The following is an 18,997-nucleotide window of genomic DNA, read 5'->3' as shown; positions in this document are numbered from 1 at the left end:
GGAACCGTGGTTCCGATTATATGCGAAAAGGAGAAGTGATTCTGTTGTCCGAGCCATCATCTTACCCTGTCGGAAGTCCGCGCGAGGTTCTGGATCGGGTGTTTCGGTATTTGCAAACGAGGGATATGGACGCCTATGCGGATTTGCACGCGGAGGACGCGGTGTCGGAAAGCGTGTTCGCCTCTCCGGGCGACAGCGGCCGGATGACGGGCCGCGAGCAGATTCGGGCGCGGCTGAAGGCGGCGCATCAGATGTTCCCGATGAAGATTGACGGGTTCGATTCGGTGGTCGTTCACGAGACGCTCGACCCGGAGGTCTTGATTGCCGAGTACAACATGAGCGGCAGGCTGATCGAGACGAATCGCGAGTTCCGTTTCTCGGATCTCCTGATCATGCGGGTTCGGGAAGGGCGGATCGTATCCATGCGGGCTTATACGAATCCGCTGGCGATCGCGGAGACGCTGGGGATGCTGCCGCGGCTTGTCGAGCGGCTATCGGGCGACGGCCGGCCGGACTGACCGGCGCTTGTCAGCGCATGTCCTTTTCCCATACAATCTAGGAAAAGGAGCGTGCGGAAGCGATGACCAAGCTGCGTGCGGACGCAAGGCGGAACCGGGAACGGCTGCTCGAAGTCGCGGGCGAGGCGTTCGCGAGCGAGGGGCTTGCGGTGCAGATCGACGAGATCGCCAGCCGGGCCGGCGTGGGGGTCGGAACGGTGTACCGCCATTTTCCGACGAAGGAAGCTTTGTTCGAGGCCGTCGTCTCGGGCCATAAGCGGCGGCTGATCGAGAAAGCGAGATCGTTGTTCGATCATGAAAAGCCGGGAGAGGCGTTCTTCGGGTTCGCGACCCATATCGTCGAGGCTTCCCTCATGAATAAGGCGCTGGCGGACGGGATCGCGAAAGCCGGCGCCGACGTCCCTTGCGACGAGAATGCCCAGCAGGAGCTATACGACGCGATCGGCGAGCTGCTGTCCCGCGCGCAGCGTGCCGGAGCGGTGCGGAGCGACGTCGGCGTCGCCGACGTGCTGGCGCTGCTCTCCGGCGTTCTGCTCGTTAAGCGTCAGGACGCCGGGGGGGACGCGTGGAGGAAGATGATGACCGTCGTCTGCGACGGGCTGCGTGCCGGAACCGCAAGGGCGTGAGCGATATCGCCCGATTATCCGATCTCGGCGATTCCCTGCGCCTCATAAGGATAGTCGATTTGTTTCTGGACGGTTGCGGCCGCTTCCTGACCGGCCAGCATCCCGATCACGTACAATCCGAGGTCGATCGAGGCGGATACGCCTCCGGCGGTAATCAAGTCTCCGTCCCTCACGATCCGGGAGCGAACGACTTCTTCGCAATAAGGCTCCAGCAAGTCGTAAACGTTCGGATGGGTCGTCGCCTTTTTGCCGTGCAGGAAACCGGCGGCGCCGAGCAGCAGGGAACCCGTGCAGACCGAGACGAGGTAGCGGGCGGAAGCGGCTTGGCGGAGCCACGCGACGAACTCCTCGTCGTAGCGGAGCCGGCGCGTCCCCATTCCTCCCGGAACGAAGATCAGGTCATAGGCGGACAGATCCGGCTTGATCTTGTCTACCTTGACGGTCAGGCCCCTCTCGTCGGTAACTTCGGGAGCCGGCCCGCACAGCTCCCACGTCGTCCCCTTCGTATCCTCGAACAAATTCAACCGGTTGATCACATCGTAAAACCCGACGAAATCCAAAAACGTGAGACCGTCAAACAGCACGAATCCGATCTTCATCCGCAGGCCTCCCGATCGAAACTTTGACTAAATTTTCAGTCTATTCGTTTTTGGAGCGCTCTCCGAAACGATTTTCAATTCCATGAGTCTCTGCCGCTGCCAGCGGCGCTCCGCCTCGGTCCGCTTGGCGGCCTCGGCCGGTTCGGCGGCGAACGCGGCGGATTTGGCCGCGTAGGTGGCGGCGTGTGCCGCATGCCCGGCCACGTGAGCGGCAGCCGCGGCGTGACCGGCCGCGCGGGCGGCGGCGCCGGCAGCGGCATGACCGGCGTCGCGAGCGGCGGTGTGGGCGGCGAACGCGGCTTTGCGGGCTTCGCCCATCGGAACGACGCCGCGCACCCAGGCGCGTCCGGCTTCGATCGCTTGACGGGGGCGCCCGTCGCCCGGATACTGCTTCTCGAAGCATGGCAGCACTCGCTCGGCGCATTCCGCGGCCCACAGAACCAGCAGCCTGCGGTCTTTATCCTTTAGAAGCTTCGCGATCTCCTTCCCTGTTTTGGAATCCGTGAATCTCCCTATGTCCATCCTCGACCTCCCGGAATTCGGGCGATGAAGCAGTCCGATGATTAATTGCTTAGAATATAACATGACCGAATGCCTTCGTACAGAACAAAAGGGGAACAAAGTCTCCGACTTGAAGCTCATTTTAAGAACATGCGTTTGCTTTTGGCGAGTGGTCATGCTAAAATTTGTTTGTTCGTCAAACTTGTCCAAGGAGTGGATAAAGTGCCGCTTAATGCCTATTTGAACTTCAACGGCAACACGCGCGAGGTCGTCGAGTTCTATGCCGAGGTTTTCGGGGTGGAAGCCGACATTATGACGTTCGGCTCGATGCCGGCGGATCCGGCGAATCCGTTGCCGCCCGGCTCCGAGAATTTGGTCATGCATGCGAGACTGACGATCGAAGGCAGCGACTTGATGTTCTCGGACGTATTCCCGGGGATGCCTTTCCAGCAAGGGAACAACATCTCTCTCTCCTTCTCCAGCAAGAGCGAGGCCGCAGTGCGCGAGGCGTTCCATAAGCTGAAGGAAGGCGGCAGCATTACCATGGAGCTGCAGGAGACGTTTTGGAGCAAATGCTACGGCATGGTGACGGACAAATTCGGAATCGGCTGGCAATTCAATTACATCAACGAATAAGGATGCGTTTCCCGATCCTCGCCAGCGCCTCGCTTTCGGGGCGCTGGTTTTGATTCGGGCGGCCGGCGGCTTTCGGAGATCCGAGCAATTCCTTTTGGCTCTTGGTAAGACTTATGATATAATGATTTTTGCCGTGGCCCCGTAGCTCAGCGGATAGAGCACACGTTTCCTAAACGTGGTGTCGGATGTTCGATTCATCTCGGGGCCGCCAGTTTATGACAAGCGTTCCTACATACGCAATAAGGCCGCAGCCCGTAAGGAACGGGTCTGCGGCCTTTTTCCATGCGCCTACTCGCTTGCTTATTTCCCGGGCACCACGACGATACCGCCCAGGTTGTCGGCTCCGTCGGTCATTTGCAAACCGCCGATGAACCATTTCGAATCCTTGGCGGAGACCGTCACCTTCACCGTTCCGCTTCCGGCGTCCCCGGTCGAGTCCGCCAGCTTGAAGACCACGGTGTAAACGGAACTGCCGTTCGCCGCTTGGGCGGGCTTGGAAACGTCATAGCTCGCCACCCACGGGCTCGATAGGCCCGTGACCCAGTTCAGATCCTTGTAGGTTTGGACCGTCTCACCCTGCAGAGTGGCGGACAGAACCGCATATTGCGCCGCGCCGTTGCGGCTTTTCACCGATTCGGCCCAAGTTTGCACGGCTTCGTCCGCCGTCGCCGGCGCAAGCGCTTGCTGAAGCAGTTGAATCTCCTGCTGCTGCCCCTGGTCTCCCCCGCCGGTATTCGTGTCGATCGTTACCGTCTGGGTATCGCTGTGCCAATTCACGGTCGCCCCGAGCGCTTCGGCAGCCGTTCGGATCGGAACCATCGTACGCCCGTCGATCACGCGGGGCGCCGTATCCGAGTTCACCGTATGCCCGTTCACGACGAGCTTGATCGAACCCGATGCGTAGACCGAGCTGCTGATCGCCAGAACGGCGATAGCCGTACCTAGAACCGCAATCCACTTTTTTCTCATGTCGCCACCTCTTTCAAAGAATTGGAGTCACCTCTTACCAAAAGAGACGGCGCCTTTCGGCGGAAAGTTGCATCGGAGCGAATTTTCGGGTCTTTGTTGCCAAAAGCGAGGAATCGCGGTATTTTTAAACCAAACAGAGTAGACCAAGGCGGGTTCGAACAATGCCGGTAAACATTCGGGATATCGCCAAAGCGGCCGGCGTTTCGGTGGCGACGGTATCCAAGGCTTTAAACGGTTACAGAAGTGTAAACGCCTCCACACGCGAGAAGGTGCAGCGAATCGCGAAGGAGATGCAATTCCACCCGAACGCGGCGGCCCGTTCGCTTGTCGGACAGCGGTCGATGACGCTCGGCGTATTCCTGACGACAGGATTATCCCACCCCTTCTTCGCAAGTCTGCTGGGCGGGGTCGACCAGGCCTTGCAGGCGCGGGGTTACGATCTGATCTACCTGTCCCAAGTGTCCTGGCGCGAGGAATACAACTTCGTCCGGCACTGCCGAAGCCGCAACGTGGAGGGCGTGCTCGTGTTCGGCTTCCAGGAGTCGGATATGGATTTCGGCGAACTGATCGAGTCCAGGCTGCCTGCCGTCTTCATCGACATGGAGATCAGCGGCAGCCATATCGCCACGATCTCGTCGGACAATGTCGAAGCGATTCGCTCGGCGGTCCGGCGGCTGCACGAGTGGAACCATCGGCGCATCGCGTTTATCGCGGGGCAGCCGGGCTCGTATGCGAGCCGGACCCGTTTCGAAGGCTACCGCGAAGGACTGGCCGAATTCAGGCTGCCGTTCCGCCAGGAATACGTCATCGCGGGCGATTTCACGCGGGAGAGCGGGTATGAGGCGGCCAAGCGCTTGCTCGCGCTCCCGGTGCGGGAACGGCCGACGGCGATCGTCTGCTGCTCCGACATGAGCGCGATCGGGGCGATGGAGGCGGCGGCCGAGGAAGGCTTGTCCGTGCCGGACGACCTCTCCATCGTCGGCTTCGACGATATCGAAGCGGCGCGCAGCGTACGCCCGGCGCTGACGACGATTCGCCAGGATACGCAGTCGATCGGTCGCAAGGCGGTGGAGCTGCTCGACGACCTGATCCGCGAAGCGGACATTCCGTCGAAGCAAGTGATTCTGCCGACGGAGTGGGTATCCCGCGGCACCTGCGCGCCGGCTCCGTGACGAGAAAGAAGCGGCAAGCCTACGGGCTTGCCGTTTCTTCGTTCGGGACGGGCGATGGCTGAACGACGATGACGCTTCCGTTTGCGGGGCTGACGGAGTCGACTCGCGGTATGGCTCTCGGGCCTGTTCCTGGGGGCGGCATCGCATCGCCAAGAGGGTCGGCCAAAGCAAACCTGCAAGTGTGCATCTTTTGGCCCGAGCGAGGCCGTAGACCGTTAGAATAACTGTAAATATGCAGGTTTTAATCGCGCCGAGACGGGAAAATGGGCCGAACCCAGGGAAAAGCCTGCACGTTTGCAGGTTTTCGTGCAAGCCCCCCATTCTATGAGAAAAAGCCTGCGTTTTCGCAGGCTTTTTAACCGAAAGGGTGGGGAAGGCGCCTCGAACGATCAACGATGCCGTTTTCGCCTGTCAACCGCCCTTACGCTTCCTCCCGCAAAGAGTCGATCAGGTTCGCCTTGGAGATGCGGCTCATCGGACCTTGCACCGACAGAAGCCCGACGAGCAGCGCGATTCCGCAGGCGATCAGGACGCCGGGCCAAGGGAAGCGGAACGGCATGCCCTGAAGGCCCGACAGCTCGATGAAGAGCAGGTAACTCAGCACGTAGCCGGACACGAGTCCCCAGAAGCTGCCGAGCGCGCCATACCAGATGCCCTCGAGCGAGGCCATGCGGCGGAGCTGGCGGACCGTCATGCCGACCGCCTGCAGCAGGCCGAACTCGCGGCGGCGCAGCAGCAGGTTCGTCTGAACGGTGTTGATGATGTTCAGGCTGCCGATGCCTCCGATGACGATCAGGAAGCCGTAGACGAAGATTTGCATCTGCAGATTGAACTGGCGTTCTTCCTTCTGCTGGGCGGCGATATCCGAAATTCGGATATTCGGCTGCGAATCGACCAGCGCCTGCAGCTTGGCGCGGATCGCTCCGTTGTCGGCCCCGTCTTTCATGGCGATATCGATTCCGTACATATGCGGTCCCTGACTTTCTTCCCCCGGCTGCACGGGCACTGCCTTGTTTAGCCGCTCGAACACTTGTCTCGGCGCCATCATGTTCAGATTATCCTTCAAATACGTCTCCCCGAACGGGGACTGCGACAGGATGCCGCCCACCGTCACTTCCTGGAACGAATCGGGCTTCTCGCTTTGCGACATATCGATCAGCAGCTTGTCGCCGACTTTGTAGCTTGTCATGTCCAACTGCGTTCTCTTGCCGTCTTTCGGATCGACCGGCTTGACCGTCTGGACGATCAGAACGGCGTTGTCCGCCGCCAGCTTCTTCGGGTCGACCGTCCCGGCAACCAGGTACGGCGCCGAATCCTTCAGCCTGGCGTCGTCATAGAGATTGACGATGCCGTTCGTGAACACGTACTTGGCGCCGTCGCGCTGCATCTCCGCCGGAGTCCTTCTCAAGACGGAATAAAAATTCGGGTTGAGTTTGTTCTCCGGAACCCAAACGGCGCTGCCGTTCGACCAATAGTCTCCGTAAACGCCCCTGACGCCCGACGTCGATGCCAGGTCGTCCATTTGCTCCTGGGTCATGAAAGGCTTATCCGATGTGTCGCGGTTCGGATAAACGGAGAAGGCGATCCGGTCCTCCTCGTTGGAATCGGTCGTAATGAAGAGCGTCTCCTGGGTAAAATAATGGAACACGGTGAACAGGCACACGCTGATGACGATCGAGAACGTGGTGATCCGGAATTTGCTCCGGTTGCGCCGGATGTTCTTGGCCGCCATCTTGCCGCCGACGCCGAAGCCCTGCAGCGGGGACGGAATCCGTCCCCGCCGGAACGATTCGCGCACGATGCTGCCTGCGCCCCGGACGGCTTCGACCGGAGAGACCGAAGCCGCCTTGCGGGCCGGGAGCCAGGCCGCGAGATAGACCGAGAGCAGGCCGATCAGCGCGCTGCCGCCGATAATCCAGGCATGGACGGTGAGCTTGAAATCCTCCATCTGCAAAATCTTGAAGCCGGACTCCAGCATCAGCTTGATGGCCAGCCAAAGCGCGCCCCAGCCGACGAGCAGGCCGATCGGAATGCCGATGATCCCGAGCACGGTCGCTTCCCGGAACACGAGGCTGCGAATTTGGGCCGGCGTCGCCCCGATCGTTCGCAGCAAGCCAAACTGCCGGATCCGTTCCAGGACCGAGATGTGAAAAATATTGTAGATGACCGCCGCCGTCGACAGCACGACCAAGCCGATGAGCGTACCGAAGATGATCGCGAAAACCTTGTTAATGTTGTTGTCCGACGATTCGCCCATATAAGCCAGCATCTGATCGTTGGCTTTGAACTTCTCGCCCATGCCGCTGAACGCCTTCAGATGGCTGCTGATATCGACGCCGGGCTTGAACGCGGCCAGAACGATGAAGTTTCCGCTCGGAATGCCGCCTTCGTTCGTCAGCGTGTAAGCCGACGACTCGGCGTTTAATTGGCTGTTCTTGGAGTTGATCATCACGCCGACAATCCGGTAGGAAGCCGGCTTCCCGTCCGGTCCGTTCAGCTTCGCCTCATCGCCGATCTTGGGCTTGCCCGGCAGATGGGAGAGCATCCACTGCTCCAGCACCGCTTCCCGGTCGTTCTGCGGCCAACGGCCTTCCTGCAGGTGCACGGGCGCCAGCTCGAAAAAGTCCGCGTTGACTTCGGACAGCCTAATCTTAAAAGTGTCGTCCAGAGCCGTATCTTGCCCTTCCGTCACAAAGCCGAGTTTTCCGACCAGCACGTTGTTCTTAAGCTCGTTGTACAGCTTGGCATCCGCCTTGCCGTATCCGAAATGATAGGCCCCTTGCTCATAGATCGCGCGCTGAAGCATGTTGTCCGTCAAGCTTTGGCCCATCGTGCCGATCGCGCTGATCAGCGCGACCGAAAGGATGATGCCGATAATCGTCAGGATCGACCGCTTGCGCTGCTGCTTTAAATAGCGCCCGGATAGCGCTCCGTACCCGTTCATACGCCGCTCCCCCCGCGCGTGTCGCTCATCAGCCGCCCGTCCTGCATGCGCAGCACGCGGTCCGCTTCGGCGGCGACGTTCATGTCGTGGGAGATCACGATGACGGTCTGATGGTACTGGCGGACGGCCAGCTTCAGCAGCTCCAGCACCTCGCGGCCGTTCGCGCTGTCCAGGTTGCCGGTCGGCTCGTCCGCGAGCACGATGGCGGGACGGTAGGCGAGAGCGCGGCCGATGGCCACCCGCTGCTGCTGGCCGCCGGACAGCTCCGACGGCAGATGCTTGCGGCGATCGGTCAGGCCCAGCGTCTGGATCAGATCGCGGATATATTCCTTATCCGGCTGCCGATGGTCGAGAAGCAGCGGCAGCTGGATGTTCTCTTCGACGTTGAGAACGGGGATGAGATTGAACGATTGGAAAATGAATCCGATCTTCCGCCGCCGAAAAACCGCGCGTTCGCGCTCCTTCAGCGCGTACAAATCCTCTCCGTCGATCCGCACGATGCCGGAAGAAGGACGATCCAGCCCGCCGAGCAAGTGAAGCAGCGTGCTCTTGCCCGAGCCGCTCGCGCCGACGATCGCCACGAATTCCCCTTGCGGCACGCTGAAGCTGACCTCCCGGAGCGCTTCCACCATCGTGCTGTCTTTTCCGTATTTTTTGCTCAAATGGTCCGCTTCGATGACGTTCATCTTAAATTCATCCTTCCCCTGTAATCTATAGGAGCAGTATAGCCGCCTTATCTTACAGGGGAGCGGTTCGAAGCTTACAGAGTTGTAAGGGAGCCGTCTCCCTGCCCGTCGCGGCCGGCCGGCAGCGCCAGAACGAACGTCATGCCGGCGCCTTCGTTGCGCACGGCCGACAGGATGCCCTCATGACGCTCCGCAACCGATTTGGCCAGCGGCAGACCGAGGCCGACTCCGCTGCCGGACTGGGCGCGGTAGAATTTCTTGAAAATATGGGGGAGATGGCGCTCGTCGACGCCCTGCCCTTCGTCGCGAACGAAGATGCGGATGAAGACGGGCGTTCGCTCCGTGCGAATCGTGACGGCGCTCCCCGGCGGACTGTGCTCCACCGCGTTCTTGACCAGGTTGCCGATCGCTTCGGCCAGCCAGCGCGGATCGTGAACCGCTTCGGCCGGCTTTTCCGGCTCGATGACGCGAATGTCGACTTCCTTCTGCGAAGCGAGCTTGCGGAGAGGCTCGACCGCTCGCTCGATCGTGGCGCCCAGAGGGGCGCGGACCCGCTGCAGGTCCAGCGCGCCGGCTTCCAGCCGGGCGATCTTGAGCAGCGTCAGAATGAGCCATTCCATCCGCTCCAGCTCGCGGCCGCAGATGTCCAGAAACTCGCCGGCGTCGACGGGAGCCGTCCGCTCGTCCTTCAGCAGCTCGTTGTACACCATGAGCGAAGCGAGCGGAGTTTTGAGCTGGTGGGAGATGTCGGCGATCGTCTCTTTGAGGAAATCCTTGTCGCGATGGAGCTGCGAGATCGTCTCCTGCAGCCGAAGAGCAAGCTCCTGCACGCGATGCGCGAGCTGTCCCAGGTCGTCTTCTCCATAGATGCGGTAATCCATCGGCCGATTCTGTTTGACGACCGACTCCAACGCATCGGTTAACCGACGGATCTGGCGGTTCGGCCGGTCGAATTCGCGGATTAGCAGGACGGTCAGGGAGGCGAACAGAAACAGCAGGCCGACGGTCAGCGAGATCCTCAGGCGATGCCTGTCGCTGCCGACGATCGGAAGCAACGAGACGTCGATGTCTTCCAGCCCGTATTCGGCCGCCAGCTTGCGGCCCGCCTCCCGCGCCTTCGGATCGGCGGCGATCTCTTTGGAAGCGAACAGGCCGGGCAGCTCGGCGGACAGTTCGGGGTGTCTGGACGCGAGCTCGCCGATCAGGGCGTTATCGCGATCCGTCCAATCCCGTTTGAGCCGGTTCGTCTCGTAGGCGGCGAACGCCCAGGCGGCGGCGATCGAGACGAGCGCGGCGACGGCCAGCAGCAGCGCCAGGCGGCGGGTGCCCGAATTACGCCACAATCTCCCGGCTCCTCTGCGGGCTATGCTCAGCCGTTCCATCGATATCCGGCTCCTCGGACGGTCAGAATCAACCGGGGATCGTTCGGCCGGTCTTCGATCTTCTCGCGCAGCCGGCGAATGTTGACCGCCACCGTGTTGTCGTCCATGTATTCGCCGCCTTCCTGCCACAGCTGCTGCAGGATTTGCTCCTTGGAGAGGACGGCCTTCGGATGGCTCATCAGCAGCGCCAGCAGCCGGAACTCCGTCACGCTGAGCGGGATGTCCTGTCCGTTTTTCGACAGCCTCATCTCGGCGGTATGCAGCGTCAGCCCTTCGCTCTGCAGCACGGCCGCTTCGGCCCGTGCCGGCCGAACGGCGGAGCGGCGCCGGAGCACGGCCTGGATGCGCGACAGAAATTCCCGTAGCCGGAACGGCTTCGTAATGTAATCGTCGCCGCCGAGGTCGAGGCCGCGGACGATATCGAGCTCGCTGTCGCTCGCGGTGAGGAACACGATCGGAATGTCGGTGCTCTCGCGCAGCCGGACACAGACGTCGAAGCCGTTGCCGTCGGGAAGCTGGACGTCCAGCACGATCAGGTCGAACGCTCGCTTCTCCACCGCGGCCAGCGCTTCCGCCGCGAAGCGGACCCCGGTCACGTCGTAACCTTCCTGCCGCAGGGTGAACTCGATTCCCCGGTGCAGCGCTTCGTCGTCTTCAACCAGCAGAAGATGCGGACTGGACATGTTCGGAACCTCCGAAGGGTCGGGGGACGCAGCCGACTGGCGAACGTTTCCCGGAATATAGTTCGTGAGAACCAATTATGTCGGAAAATGATAGAAATTTACCAAAATAACTCGACAATGTTCAACAAGAACCGAAACCTTTTCATCATATAATGGAAGTTAGTTCACGGATGATAGCGCTCTGTGACGAATCCTCCTACGGAAAGGGGCGGCCGGAGACCTATGGACAAGAATCTGCTCATTCATCGGCTTCAGCTGTTGCAGAACCGTCTTTACGAGATGGCGAACAACCGGGGCAATCTGACCGATCCCGACATCCTGGCTGTCAGCGAGGAGGCCGACAGACTGATTTTGCAGCTGCAGAAGGAGCGCATGAATGAACGCAAAGCGCGAAGCTCGCGCGGCCGAAAACCGGAAGATCCTTTATTTGCGGACCCGAAGACGCCGGAAAAAGTCGGTCAGGAGAGCGGAGCACTCATCTTGAAGCACCCCTGATCTCCATTCCGACACGTGGTTGAAGCGGCCGTCTTGCAGCAGGTCCATCAGCGTGCCGACGCAGCCCGCTTTCGGATCGCCGGTCCCGTAGACGACTCGTTCCACCCGGGACTGAAGAATAGCCCCTGCGCACATCGGGCAGGGCTCCAGCGTTACGTATAGGGTGCAGCCCAGAAGACGCCAGGCGCCGAGCGCTTCGCTCGCTTGACGGATCGCGATCATCTCCGCATGGGCGGTCGGATCGTGCGTCGTCTCCCTTACGTTATAGCCGGCGCCGATCACGAGATCGTCCCGCACGACGACCGCTCCGATCGGAACTTCGCCGATTTGCTCGGCCAGTCGGGCCTGGCGGATCGCTTCGGCCATCCAATGTTCGTCGTCGAACAAGCGAACGTACCCCTTTCTTTTCCCGCGAACACTTATTCGTTGTTAACATGCTGTGCACAATTCTGTGGATAACGACAAGATTGTCCACAGAATTATGCACATTTTGTTCTTTTCTGTGGGTATAAGTAGAATGAAAGCCCCAATATCAGTGGATCACGGATTTGTTTGTCAATTTTTGACGAGCGGTGCCGATTGGCGGTACGCCAAGACCTTGCCCTCCCGCCCGATGCATATTCATTGTAGCAGAGTGGGGAGGAAGGTCAAACGAGCCGGATGCAGGCTCTGAAGCTCTCCGTCCGCACCCGATCACCCCGCTCATTCCCTATGAAAAAGACGGCCCGCCCCAAAGGGCAGGCCGTCTCGCGTCCGGCGTTACGGGCTTGCGGTCGATGCGTCCTTCTGATCCTGTGCGGCAATGGCGTCGAGAACGGTGTCGTCGGTCGCCGTATCCGTGTACTTCCGCAGAATGGACACCTCGACCCGCCGGTTTTTGGCCCGTCCTTCCGCCGTGTTGTTCGTGTCGACCGGACGGTATTCGCCGTAGCCGATGGCACTGAACTTCTTCGGATCGAACGCGGGATTCTGAAGCAGAATCTTCATGAAGTTGATCGCCCGTTTGGAGCTCAGCTCCCAGTTCGAGGCGAACTCCTGCGTGTTGATCGGTTCGTTGTCGGTATGTCCGGACACGATCACTTCGTAATCGGGATAGCTCTGCAGCATCTGTCCGATGGCGACGGCCAGCTTCTGGGCGTCCGGCTTCACGTCGGCGCTTCCCGAAGGGAACAGGGCGTTGTCGCGTATCGTAATCAGGAGCTGGGACTGGTTGAGCTGCGTTTGCAGCTGGGTGGACAGACCGTTCTGCTTGATGTAGCTGTCCAGCTTCTTCTTGAGGTTCTCCAGGTTCTCCTGCTCTTCCTGCTTCAACTGCTCCTTGTTGGGCCGGGCTCCAACGTCTTCATGGCGCTGCTGCTGATGCTTGTTCTGCTCGTCGGTCGCCTTGATCAAGGCGTTCTTGTCCAGAATGTTGATCCCGGAGCTGAAGGCGTTGTCGAATGCGTGGCTCAGCTCTTCAAGCTTCGAGATATTGACGGAGCTCGCCGCATACAGCACGATAAAAAGAGCAAGCAGCAGCGTCATCAAGTCGGAATAGGGAAGCAGCCAGGATTCGTCCGGGTGCTCATCATCTTCCTCACGCCGATGCTTTTTGCTCACGTTCGCTCTCCTCCTTCTCGGCCAGCTTGAGCCGTTCCGTCGGGGTGAGGAACACGGACAGCTTCTGCTGGATCGCGGTTGTGGAGACGCCGGACTGAATAGAGAGGAGGCCTTCGACCATCATCAGCCGCAGCTCGACTTCGCGCTTGGACAGCCGCTTCAGCTTGTTGGCCATCGGGTGCCACAGCACGTAACCGGTGAAAATACCGAGCAGCGTGGCGACGAACGCGGCGGCGACGGCATGCGCCAGCTTCTCCATCTCGGCCAGGTTGCCGAGCGCCGCGATCAAGCCGATAACCGCTCCGAGCACCCCGAGCGTCGGCGCGTACATCCCGGCTTGGGAGAAGATCGCCGCGCCGCCCTTGTGCCGGTCTTCGGTCGCCGAGATATCCTCGAGCAGCACGTCCCGCACGAATTCCTGGTCGTTGCCGTCGATGATCATCCGCATCCCGTTCTTCAGGAATTGGTCCTCGATCTCTTCGACCCTCGTCTCGAGCGCCAGCAGGCCTTCGCGACGGGTGATCCCGGCCCATTCCATGAACATGCTGATCACTTCATCCTTCGGAATGAGCTTCTGTTCGGCGAAGATGATCTTCAGAAGCTTGGGAACCTTGGCCAAGTCCCGCATCGGGAAAGCCACGAACACCGAAGCGGCGGTACCGACCAGAATAATGACATAGGCGGCCGGGTTGGAGATCAAAGCCGTGATCGGGGCGCCCTTCAGGACCATCCCGACCAGCAGCGCCACGAGTCCCAATGCCAAACCGATAATCGTTGAATTTTTCATTCGTACACCCCAGATTGTCGAGTAATGAATGGTTTTGCGCGAGCCGACACTTTACTAGGTTTATCGACATGCCGGGGCGAAAGGTTTAGAGGACCGCGATCCCATTTTCGCAAAATAAGCTTGATGGGCGCGGCTCAGGATGACAAGAGGAGGAGCTGCCGATGAGCAAGAAGCCTTTGTTGACGCCGGAAGAATTGGAAAAGGGATTGGAGGAGCTGCCGGGTTGGACGGTAGAGGAGGGGAAAAGGATCCTCCGCAAAATCCTGTTCCCCGCGTTCTCCGAGGCGATCTCGTTCGTGAACCGGGTGGCCGAGGAAGCGGAGAAGCGGAACCACCATCCGTTCATCGCGATCGATTACCGGCGGGTCACGCTGCGGCTCACGACCTGGCACTCGGGCGGGCTGACGGAGCTGGACCTGGAATCCGCCGCCGCGTACGAGCGGCTGCTGCTCCCTGAAACCGGCCTGCGGGTCGGGCCGTACATAAACTTAAATAAGGAAGGAGGAGTTCTTGGATGAACTGTCCGGTTTGCAGCGATTCTCGAATGCGGGAAGTGGAGAAGGACGGGGTTCTTATCGACATCTGCCCGAGCTGCAAAGGCGTGTGGCTGGATCGCGGGGAGCTCGACAAGCTGATGAAGGAAGTTCGGGAAGTCCGGGACGACTACAACGAGTGGTATTACAACGACGAGCGGCGCGGAAGCCGCAGCGACGGCTATCCGCCGCCTCGCGAGGACGATCGGCGGTACGAGGGCGGGTACGGCGGGCATGGCGGGCACGGATCGAAGCATAAGAAGAAAAGAAGCGTTATGGATGTGTTCGGGGATCTGTTCGACTAAAAGCATACGGGGACGGATCGGGCCGGGCAAGGCATCGCCCGGCCCGTTTACTCGGATTTATCGCGTTAATTCGTCGCAGGGACGCTCGAGCAGCCTGCTAACGCGGATTATCCGCGTTAAACCGTCATATGGACGCACGAGCGGCTCGCTAACGCGGATTATCCGCGTTAAACAGCTGAAATAGTCGTCCTAGCCGACGCCGCGAGGCTGCTGCTGACCGCTAACGAAACGTGCCGACGCTATTTGCCCCATTTTCCGAATAAATGAAGTCTAACGAACTCAGGAAGCCTTATTCGGCTCGTTTGAGGCTTGGATCCCCCGTTTGAGCGGGAATAAGATGCTTTCGTTTCGTTACGTTTTACTGCGGTCGTAAAATCGCCGGATAAGATCTCTAGGTTTCGTTAGGAAGCGCACCTCAACGAACCGCTCCCTGACTGCTTTTTCGGACCATGCAGTAGAGAGAGACGATTCCGTGCACGGCCTTGCGATCGTAGCGGTCGTCGATCTCGAAGCCCGCCTTCTGGTAAGCGCGAATCGCCCGTTTGTTCCAGACCTCGACCTCCAGATCGATCTCCGCGTCCGGCGCCCGCCGCGCCGCTTCCCGGGCGGCCGCTTCTAAGAAGGCCGCTCCCCAGCCGCGTCCGCAGCAATCCGGCCTCAGGCCGAGGCCCAACCGGATGACTCCCGCCATCGGGAAAAATTGCGCGTAGCCGACGAAGTCTCCGTTCTCGTCCAGAACGGAGGCGTATTGGCGTTCCCGAATGTCAGGATCGCCGAATTCGATCTCCTCGGCGAGCATGCGCGGCCACGCCGGCCATTGATAGACGTCATAGGGCGGCGGGTAACGCCAAGAGCAGATCTCCTCGCCGTCCCGCTCGGACATGGCGGCAAAACGGAAGCGGGGGACGTTCTCGTTCATCGCGGCATCTCTCCTTGAATACAACATAACACAGCATCGGGTTCATGGTATAATAAATCGTCTGCCCGCTCGCGGCAGCGGCATTTTTTGCGCGGACGGGAAGGGAGAATGCGTACCGGATGGCTCGATTGATTTTGCTCGGATGCATGGCCTATTTGACGATCGGCCTCGGAGAACTGGTTCTCGGGGCCATACTGGAACCGATGGTCCATGCATACGGCGTGCAATATAGCGACGGGGGACAACTGGTGATGAACCAGTTCCTCGGGGGATTGTTCGGAACGCTTTGCGCTCCGTGGCTGATCCGCAGAATGGGACGCAAAGCGCTGTTGTTATCGGCGTTCGGCGTGATGACCGCGATGGAGATCGCCTACACGGCGCTGCCGCCCTGGGGAGCGATGCTGACCATCGCGCCGGTGACGGGCTTCAGCTTCGGCGTGATCGAGACGCTGGTCGGCTCGCTCGTTATATCGGGAGCCGGAGCCAACGCGAATGTGGCGATGACGCGCGTGGAGACGTTTTTCGGCGTGGGGGCGCTGATCGTTCCGTTCGCCGGCGCGGCGCTGATCGAAGCGGGACAATGGCGCTTGTCCTTCGGCGTCGTGGGCGTGTTGGCGGTACTGTCGTTCGCGCTGTGGCTGCGCTTCTGGCCGAAGCAGCTGCTCGGCGGACGTTCGTTGGAACCGGCGGGCGAAGCGGATGCATCGGCGGCTTCCGGCGACGAGAGCTCCAATGCGCGCGCGGGGCGAAGCGTCGTCGGCGGACCCGGCTTCATTCTGGCGATCTGCGCCTTGTTCTTCGCGGCCTACGTCGGCGTAGAGATGAGCTTCACGCACTACTTGCCGTCGCTGCTGGTGAAGTCGAACGGCTTGTCGGACGCGACCGCGACGCTGGCGCTTGCCGCGTTCTGGGGCGCGATGACGATCGGCCGGCTGTTCGCCGGAAGACTCGCCGACCGGATCGGCGGCGCGGTCTATTTGGTCGCATCCTGCCTGGCAAGCATCGTCTGCTTCCTGCTGATGAGCGTGACTTCTGGCGCTCCGGCGATGTTCGTGCTCGCTTTTTTGGCGGGACTGTCCATGTCGGGCATCTTCGCCATCGCGCTGGTGTTCGCCAACCAGGCCGTTCCCGGCATCACCGAGCGAACGACGAGCGTGCTTATAGCCTGCGGCCTTCTGGGGGGCGGTCTCGTTCCGAAGATTACCGGCTGGTGCCTCGACGAGTACGGCACGACGGCTACCAAATGGCTGTTCGCCGGGACGGCCGTGTTGATGCTCGCGATTATCGGCGTTGCGGTTTATTTGTACAGACGCGCGAGGCGGTCGGTTGTTTTGCTTGAGGGCGCTTAAGTCATCGTACATTTACTTTGAAAAGCGGGGGATTTTCAGGATGAAACATATCGTATCCATGAAATGGCTGCTGGCCCGGCTATATGAGCCCGACCTGGTCATCGCGGATTGCCGCTTCCTGCTGGGTCAACCCGACGCGGAGCGCCAGGCCTATGAAGAGTCGCATATTCCCGGGGCCGTGTACCTGGACCTGGAGCGGGATCTGTCCGCTCCCTTAGGCGAACACGGCGGGCGTCATCCGCTGCCCGATGCCGCCGAGCTTGCCGGCCGGCTAGGCCGCGCCGGCATCGGCAACGATACCCGCGTCGTCGCTTACGACGACCAGGGCGGGGCGATGGCATCGCGGCTGTGGTGGCTGCTGCGGTATCTCGGTCACGATCAGGTGTACGTGATGGACGAAGGCTTCTCCGCATGGAAACGGGAAGGGTACCCGGTGAATGCGGACCAAAAGGTGCTCATCCCGGCGACGTTCCTCGCGACCGTGCAGCACAACATGCTCGTCGAGGTCGACGAGGTTCGCGAGTCGCTTGGAAGCGACGACGTGCTTCTCATCGACTCCCGCGAAGCGCCGCGTTACCGCGGCGAGGCCGAGCCGATCGACAAGAAGGCGGGTCACATTCCGGGCGCGCGGAACCGGTTCTGGAAGGGCGTACTGGACGAGCAAGGCCGGTTCAAGGACGAGGAAGCGCTGGGCGAGCACTTCGCCGATCTGCCGCGCGACAAGGAGATCGTCGTCTACTGCGGCTCCGGCGTCACCGCCACTCCGAACGTGCTCGCGTTAAGCGAAGCCGGCTTCGAGAAAGTAAAGCTGTACGCGGGCAGCTGGAGCGATTGGATCTCGTATGAGGAAAATCCGGTGGCGACGGAAGAAGAGTAAGAGCCAAGATGCCGCGCCGGACGCGGGTTGGAGGGCTGTGACAGGCTGCCGATGGGCAGGCTGTTGCGGCCCTCTTTGGCATTCTCGGGCAGCAGGCTGCAAACAATAAGCCAAGCTAATTTATTTTTAACCTCAATGCCTACCCGTATCTTTTCATGGATTTTTATCGTTAATAGATTGAAAATTAAACTAGAGGAGAGTGGTCGATCCATGGAGAAAATCATTTCGTTCGTATCCGGCATCTTCATTCCGGTGACCGACATTGCACGTTCGGAAGAGTGGTACGTTCGAATGTTCGGTCTGGAGACGATTGAGAAGACCGAATATCGAGTCGGACTTAAGTTCCCTAACGCTCAAACATTGGTTTTATTATGGAAAGTGGAAAAACCGCAGCCTGTCCAATTCGATACCGGCAAAGATTTGATGCCTTACTTCAATTTCACTTCGTACGATATCGACCGTTCGTATAGACAGCTTAAGGCCAAGGGAGCGGAATTAAGCGAAATCCACGAAGAGGACGGATACCGATTTTTTCAAGCGTTCGATCTGGACGGAAATCCCGTTGATATTGTGGAAGAGACGGGGCAAACGCCGTATTTTACTCACAAGAATCATTTAAGGAATGCAAAATAGTGCCGCAGGGAGATCGTTCGGACGCGGGATATGAGACGTTCGCGGAGATGACGCTTCCGCTGCAAGGCGATCTGAGACGGTATTGTCTGGCTAAGGCAGGCTCGGAGTGGGATGCGGACGATTTGCTGCAGGAGTCGCTTCTTAAAGCCTATCGTTGGCATACTCGGTTCCCGAACAGGGAAATCACGAAGCCTTTTTTGTTCCGAATTGCCGCGAACGCGTGGGTGGATCTGTGCCGCAGCCGCAAATGGGAGCCCCGGGTCGGGCCGCTCGAAGCGCACCACATCGGTTCCTATGAGGAATGGAGCCAGTGGGATGTGCGCGAGGCGCTCGAACTGTTGTCCGATCGGCTTGAACCCAAGCAAGTCGTTCTTATTTTGCTGATCGATGTCTTTCACTTTACCGCGAAGGAAACGGGAAAGCTGTTCGGGCAGTCCGAGGGTTCGGTGAAGGCGGCTTTGAAACGGGCGAGAACGAGGCTGAAGACGGCCGTTGAGCGCCATCCCGAGTATTGGGACGAATCCGTGTTTACGGCTCCGCGCCGCGGACTTAGCATCGAGGTGTTCGAAGCGTTGGTCGACGGTTTTCGCCGTGCGGACCCCTATGCGATATTCCGTTCGTACCAGACGATGATAGAAGACGGCGCAGTGTTGGATCGGGTCGAAATGCGCGGAAGTATGCTTTATTTTACAATTGTCGACCCCGACGGCCATGTATTGACGATAACGGAGAAGTTGAAATGGCAAGATGGACCGTATCCTTCGAAATCCAAGGAGTGATTGCG

General features: G+C 59.9%; 22 protein-coding genes and 1 tRNA gene. 12 read left to right on the top strand and 11 right to left on the bottom strand.

What is annotated here, in order from left to right; all coding sequences use genetic code 11:
* The first annotated feature begins 44 nt into the window (after nucleotides 1-44).
* Both H7C18_RS23790 and H7C18_RS23785 read left to right on the top strand, forming a co-directional pair.
* A complete protein-coding gene (locus H7C18_RS23790) occupies nucleotides 45-518 on the top strand; it encodes a nuclear transport factor 2 family protein (RefSeq protein WP_185131600.1) in 474 nt (157 codons plus the stop codon).
* A 62-nt stretch (nucleotides 519-580) separates the two neighbouring features.
* Nucleotides 581-1,144: a TetR/AcrR family transcriptional regulator gene (locus tag H7C18_RS23785; protein ID WP_185131599.1), complete on the top strand. Its 564-nt coding sequence runs from the start codon at nucleotides 581-583 to the stop codon at nucleotides 1,142-1,144.
* A 14-nt stretch (nucleotides 1,145-1,158) separates the two neighbouring features.
* On the opposite strand, the gene H7C18_RS23780 is transcribed toward H7C18_RS23785, so the two are convergent.
* Together H7C18_RS23780 and H7C18_RS23775 are read right to left on the bottom strand one after the other, a co-directional pair.
* Nucleotides 1,159-1,743 carry a DJ-1/PfpI family protein gene (locus tag H7C18_RS23780; protein WP_185131598.1) on the bottom strand — a complete coding sequence of 195 codons (585 nt, stop codon included), beginning with the start codon at nucleotides 1,741-1,743 and terminating at the stop codon, nucleotides 1,159-1,161.
* Nucleotides 1,744-1,770: 27 nt separating this feature from the next.
* Nucleotides 1,771-2,265, bottom strand: coding sequence for a putative immunity protein (locus tag H7C18_RS23775; protein ID WP_185131597.1), 495 nt, complete (start codon nucleotides 2,263-2,265; stop codon nucleotides 1,771-1,773).
* A 201-nt stretch (nucleotides 2,266-2,466) separates the two neighbouring features.
* Between H7C18_RS23775 and H7C18_RS23770 the strand changes: the two genes are divergently transcribed.
* Both H7C18_RS23770 and H7C18_RS23765 read left to right on the top strand, forming a co-directional pair.
* On the top strand, nucleotides 2,467-2,880 hold the full coding sequence (locus H7C18_RS23770) for a VOC family protein (RefSeq protein ID WP_185131596.1): 414 nt from the start codon (nucleotides 2,467-2,469) through the stop codon (nucleotides 2,878-2,880).
* Between the two features lie 135 nt (nucleotides 2,881-3,015).
* Nucleotides 3,016-3,091, top strand: a tRNA-Arg gene (locus tag H7C18_RS23765).
* 89 nt (nucleotides 3,092-3,180) lie between these two features.
* Here the strand turns inward: H7C18_RS23765 and H7C18_RS23760 are convergent.
* The gene (locus tag H7C18_RS23760; protein WP_185131595.1) at nucleotides 3,181-3,849 is read right to left on the bottom strand and encodes a copper amine oxidase N-terminal domain-containing protein; all 669 of its coding nucleotides are present in this window, start codon (nucleotides 3,847-3,849) and stop codon (nucleotides 3,181-3,183) included.
* Between the two features lie 161 nt (nucleotides 3,850-4,010).
* On the opposite strand from H7C18_RS23760, the gene H7C18_RS23755 reads away from it, so the two are divergent.
* Nucleotides 4,011-5,021 (top strand): LacI family DNA-binding transcriptional regulator, encoded by a 1,011-nt coding sequence (locus tag H7C18_RS23755; protein WP_185131594.1) that lies wholly within the window; start codon nucleotides 4,011-4,013, stop codon nucleotides 5,019-5,021.
* Between the two features lie 421 nt (nucleotides 5,022-5,442).
* Here H7C18_RS23755 and H7C18_RS23750 read toward each other — a convergent pair whose 3' ends face one another.
* The 4 genes from H7C18_RS23750 to H7C18_RS23735 form a co-directional block, all read right to left on the bottom strand.
* Entirely contained in the window at nucleotides 5,443-7,965 is a 2,523-nt protein-coding gene (locus H7C18_RS23750) for an ABC transporter permease (protein WP_185131593.1), read from the bottom strand.
* A complete protein-coding gene (locus tag H7C18_RS23745; RefSeq protein WP_185131592.1) occupies nucleotides 7,962-8,651 on the bottom strand; it encodes an ABC transporter ATP-binding protein in 690 nt (229 codons plus the stop codon). The genes H7C18_RS23750 and H7C18_RS23745 overlap by 4 nt, the downstream gene beginning before the upstream one ends.
* A 74-nt stretch (nucleotides 8,652-8,725) precedes the next feature.
* Complete coding sequence (locus H7C18_RS23740) at nucleotides 8,726-9,994, bottom strand: sensor histidine kinase (RefSeq protein WP_185131591.1); 1,269 nt, start codon at nucleotides 9,992-9,994, stop codon at nucleotides 8,726-8,728.
* A 26-nt stretch (nucleotides 9,995-10,020) separates the two neighbouring features.
* Nucleotides 10,021-10,716, bottom strand: a complete 696-nt coding sequence (locus H7C18_RS23735; protein ID WP_185131590.1) for a response regulator transcription factor — start codon at nucleotides 10,714-10,716, stop codon at nucleotides 10,021-10,023.
* 222 nt (nucleotides 10,717-10,938) lie between these two features.
* Here H7C18_RS23735 and H7C18_RS23730 point away from each other — a divergent pair, with 222 nt between their 5' ends.
* Nucleotides 10,939-11,211 carry an aspartyl-phosphate phosphatase Spo0E family protein gene (locus H7C18_RS23730; protein WP_185131589.1) on the top strand — a complete coding sequence of 91 codons (273 nt, stop codon included), beginning with the start codon at nucleotides 10,939-10,941 and terminating at the stop codon, nucleotides 11,209-11,211.
* Here H7C18_RS23730 and tadA read toward each other — a convergent pair.
* The 3 genes from tadA to motA all read right to left on the bottom strand — a co-directional run bounded on the left by tadA (nucleotide 11,140) and on the right by motA (nucleotide 13,597).
* Nucleotides 11,140-11,577 (bottom strand): tRNA adenosine(34) deaminase TadA, encoded by a 438-nt coding sequence (tadA, locus tag H7C18_RS23725; RefSeq protein ID WP_238357922.1) that lies wholly within the window; start codon nucleotides 11,575-11,577, stop codon nucleotides 11,140-11,142. The genes H7C18_RS23730 and tadA overlap by 72 nt on opposite strands.
* 393 nt (nucleotides 11,578-11,970) lie before the next feature.
* The gene (gene motB, locus H7C18_RS23720) at nucleotides 11,971-12,810 is read right to left on the bottom strand and encodes a flagellar motor protein MotB (protein ID WP_185131587.1); all 840 of its coding nucleotides are present in this window, start codon (nucleotides 12,808-12,810) and stop codon (nucleotides 11,971-11,973) included.
* The gene (gene motA / locus H7C18_RS23715; RefSeq protein WP_185131586.1) at nucleotides 12,788-13,597 is read right to left on the bottom strand and encodes a flagellar motor stator protein MotA; all 810 of its coding nucleotides are present in this window, start codon (nucleotides 13,595-13,597) and stop codon (nucleotides 12,788-12,790) included. Before motA ends, motB begins: the two co-directional genes overlap by 23 nt.
* A 161-nt stretch (nucleotides 13,598-13,758) precedes the next feature.
* On the opposite strand from motA, the gene H7C18_RS23710 reads away from it, so the two are divergent.
* Both H7C18_RS23710 and H7C18_RS23705 read left to right on the top strand, forming a co-directional pair.
* Nucleotides 13,759-14,115: a 4a-hydroxytetrahydrobiopterin dehydratase gene (locus H7C18_RS23710; protein WP_185131585.1), complete on the top strand. Its 357-nt coding sequence runs from the start codon at nucleotides 13,759-13,761 to the stop codon at nucleotides 14,113-14,115.
* Entirely contained in the window at nucleotides 14,112-14,435 is a 324-nt protein-coding gene (locus tag H7C18_RS23705) for a TFIIB-type zinc ribbon-containing protein (protein WP_185131584.1), read from the top strand. Before H7C18_RS23710 ends, H7C18_RS23705 begins: the two co-directional genes overlap by 4 nt.
* A gap of 415 nt (nucleotides 14,436-14,850) precedes the next feature.
* Here the strand turns inward: H7C18_RS23705 and H7C18_RS23700 are convergent, their stop codons facing one another.
* Entirely contained in the window at nucleotides 14,851-15,354 is a 504-nt protein-coding gene (locus tag H7C18_RS23700; protein ID WP_185131583.1) for a GNAT family N-acetyltransferase, read from the bottom strand.
* 119 nt (nucleotides 15,355-15,473) lie between these two features.
* Between H7C18_RS23700 and H7C18_RS23695 the strand changes: the two genes are divergently transcribed.
* The 4 genes from H7C18_RS23695 (at nucleotide 15,474) to H7C18_RS23680 (ending at nucleotide 18,992) form a co-directional block, all read left to right on the top strand.
* Entirely contained in the window at nucleotides 15,474-16,703 is a 1,230-nt protein-coding gene (locus H7C18_RS23695) for an MFS transporter (protein ID WP_238357906.1), read from the top strand.
* Nucleotides 16,704-16,743: 40 nt separating this feature from the next.
* Nucleotides 16,744-17,580 (top strand): sulfurtransferase, encoded by an 837-nt coding sequence (locus tag H7C18_RS23690; RefSeq protein WP_185131582.1) that lies wholly within the window; start codon nucleotides 16,744-16,746, stop codon nucleotides 17,578-17,580.
* 210 nt (nucleotides 17,581-17,790) lie between these two features.
* A complete protein-coding gene (locus H7C18_RS23685; RefSeq protein ID WP_185131581.1) occupies nucleotides 17,791-18,213 on the top strand; it encodes a VOC family protein in 423 nt (140 codons plus the stop codon).
* Entirely contained in the window at nucleotides 18,213-18,992 is a 780-nt protein-coding gene (locus tag H7C18_RS23680) for a sigma-70 family RNA polymerase sigma factor (RefSeq protein WP_185131580.1), read from the top strand. Before H7C18_RS23685 ends, H7C18_RS23680 begins: the two co-directional genes overlap by 1 nt.
* Nucleotides 18,993-18,997 lie beyond the last annotated feature (5 nt).

The sequence above is a fragment of the Cohnella zeiphila genome (assembly GCF_014212055.1).
GTDB lineage: Bacteria > Bacillota > Bacilli > Paenibacillales > Paenibacillaceae > Cohnella > Cohnella zeiphila.
Note: the sequence above shows the minus strand (reverse complement) of the source record. Positions and strands in the feature narration are given on the sequence as shown.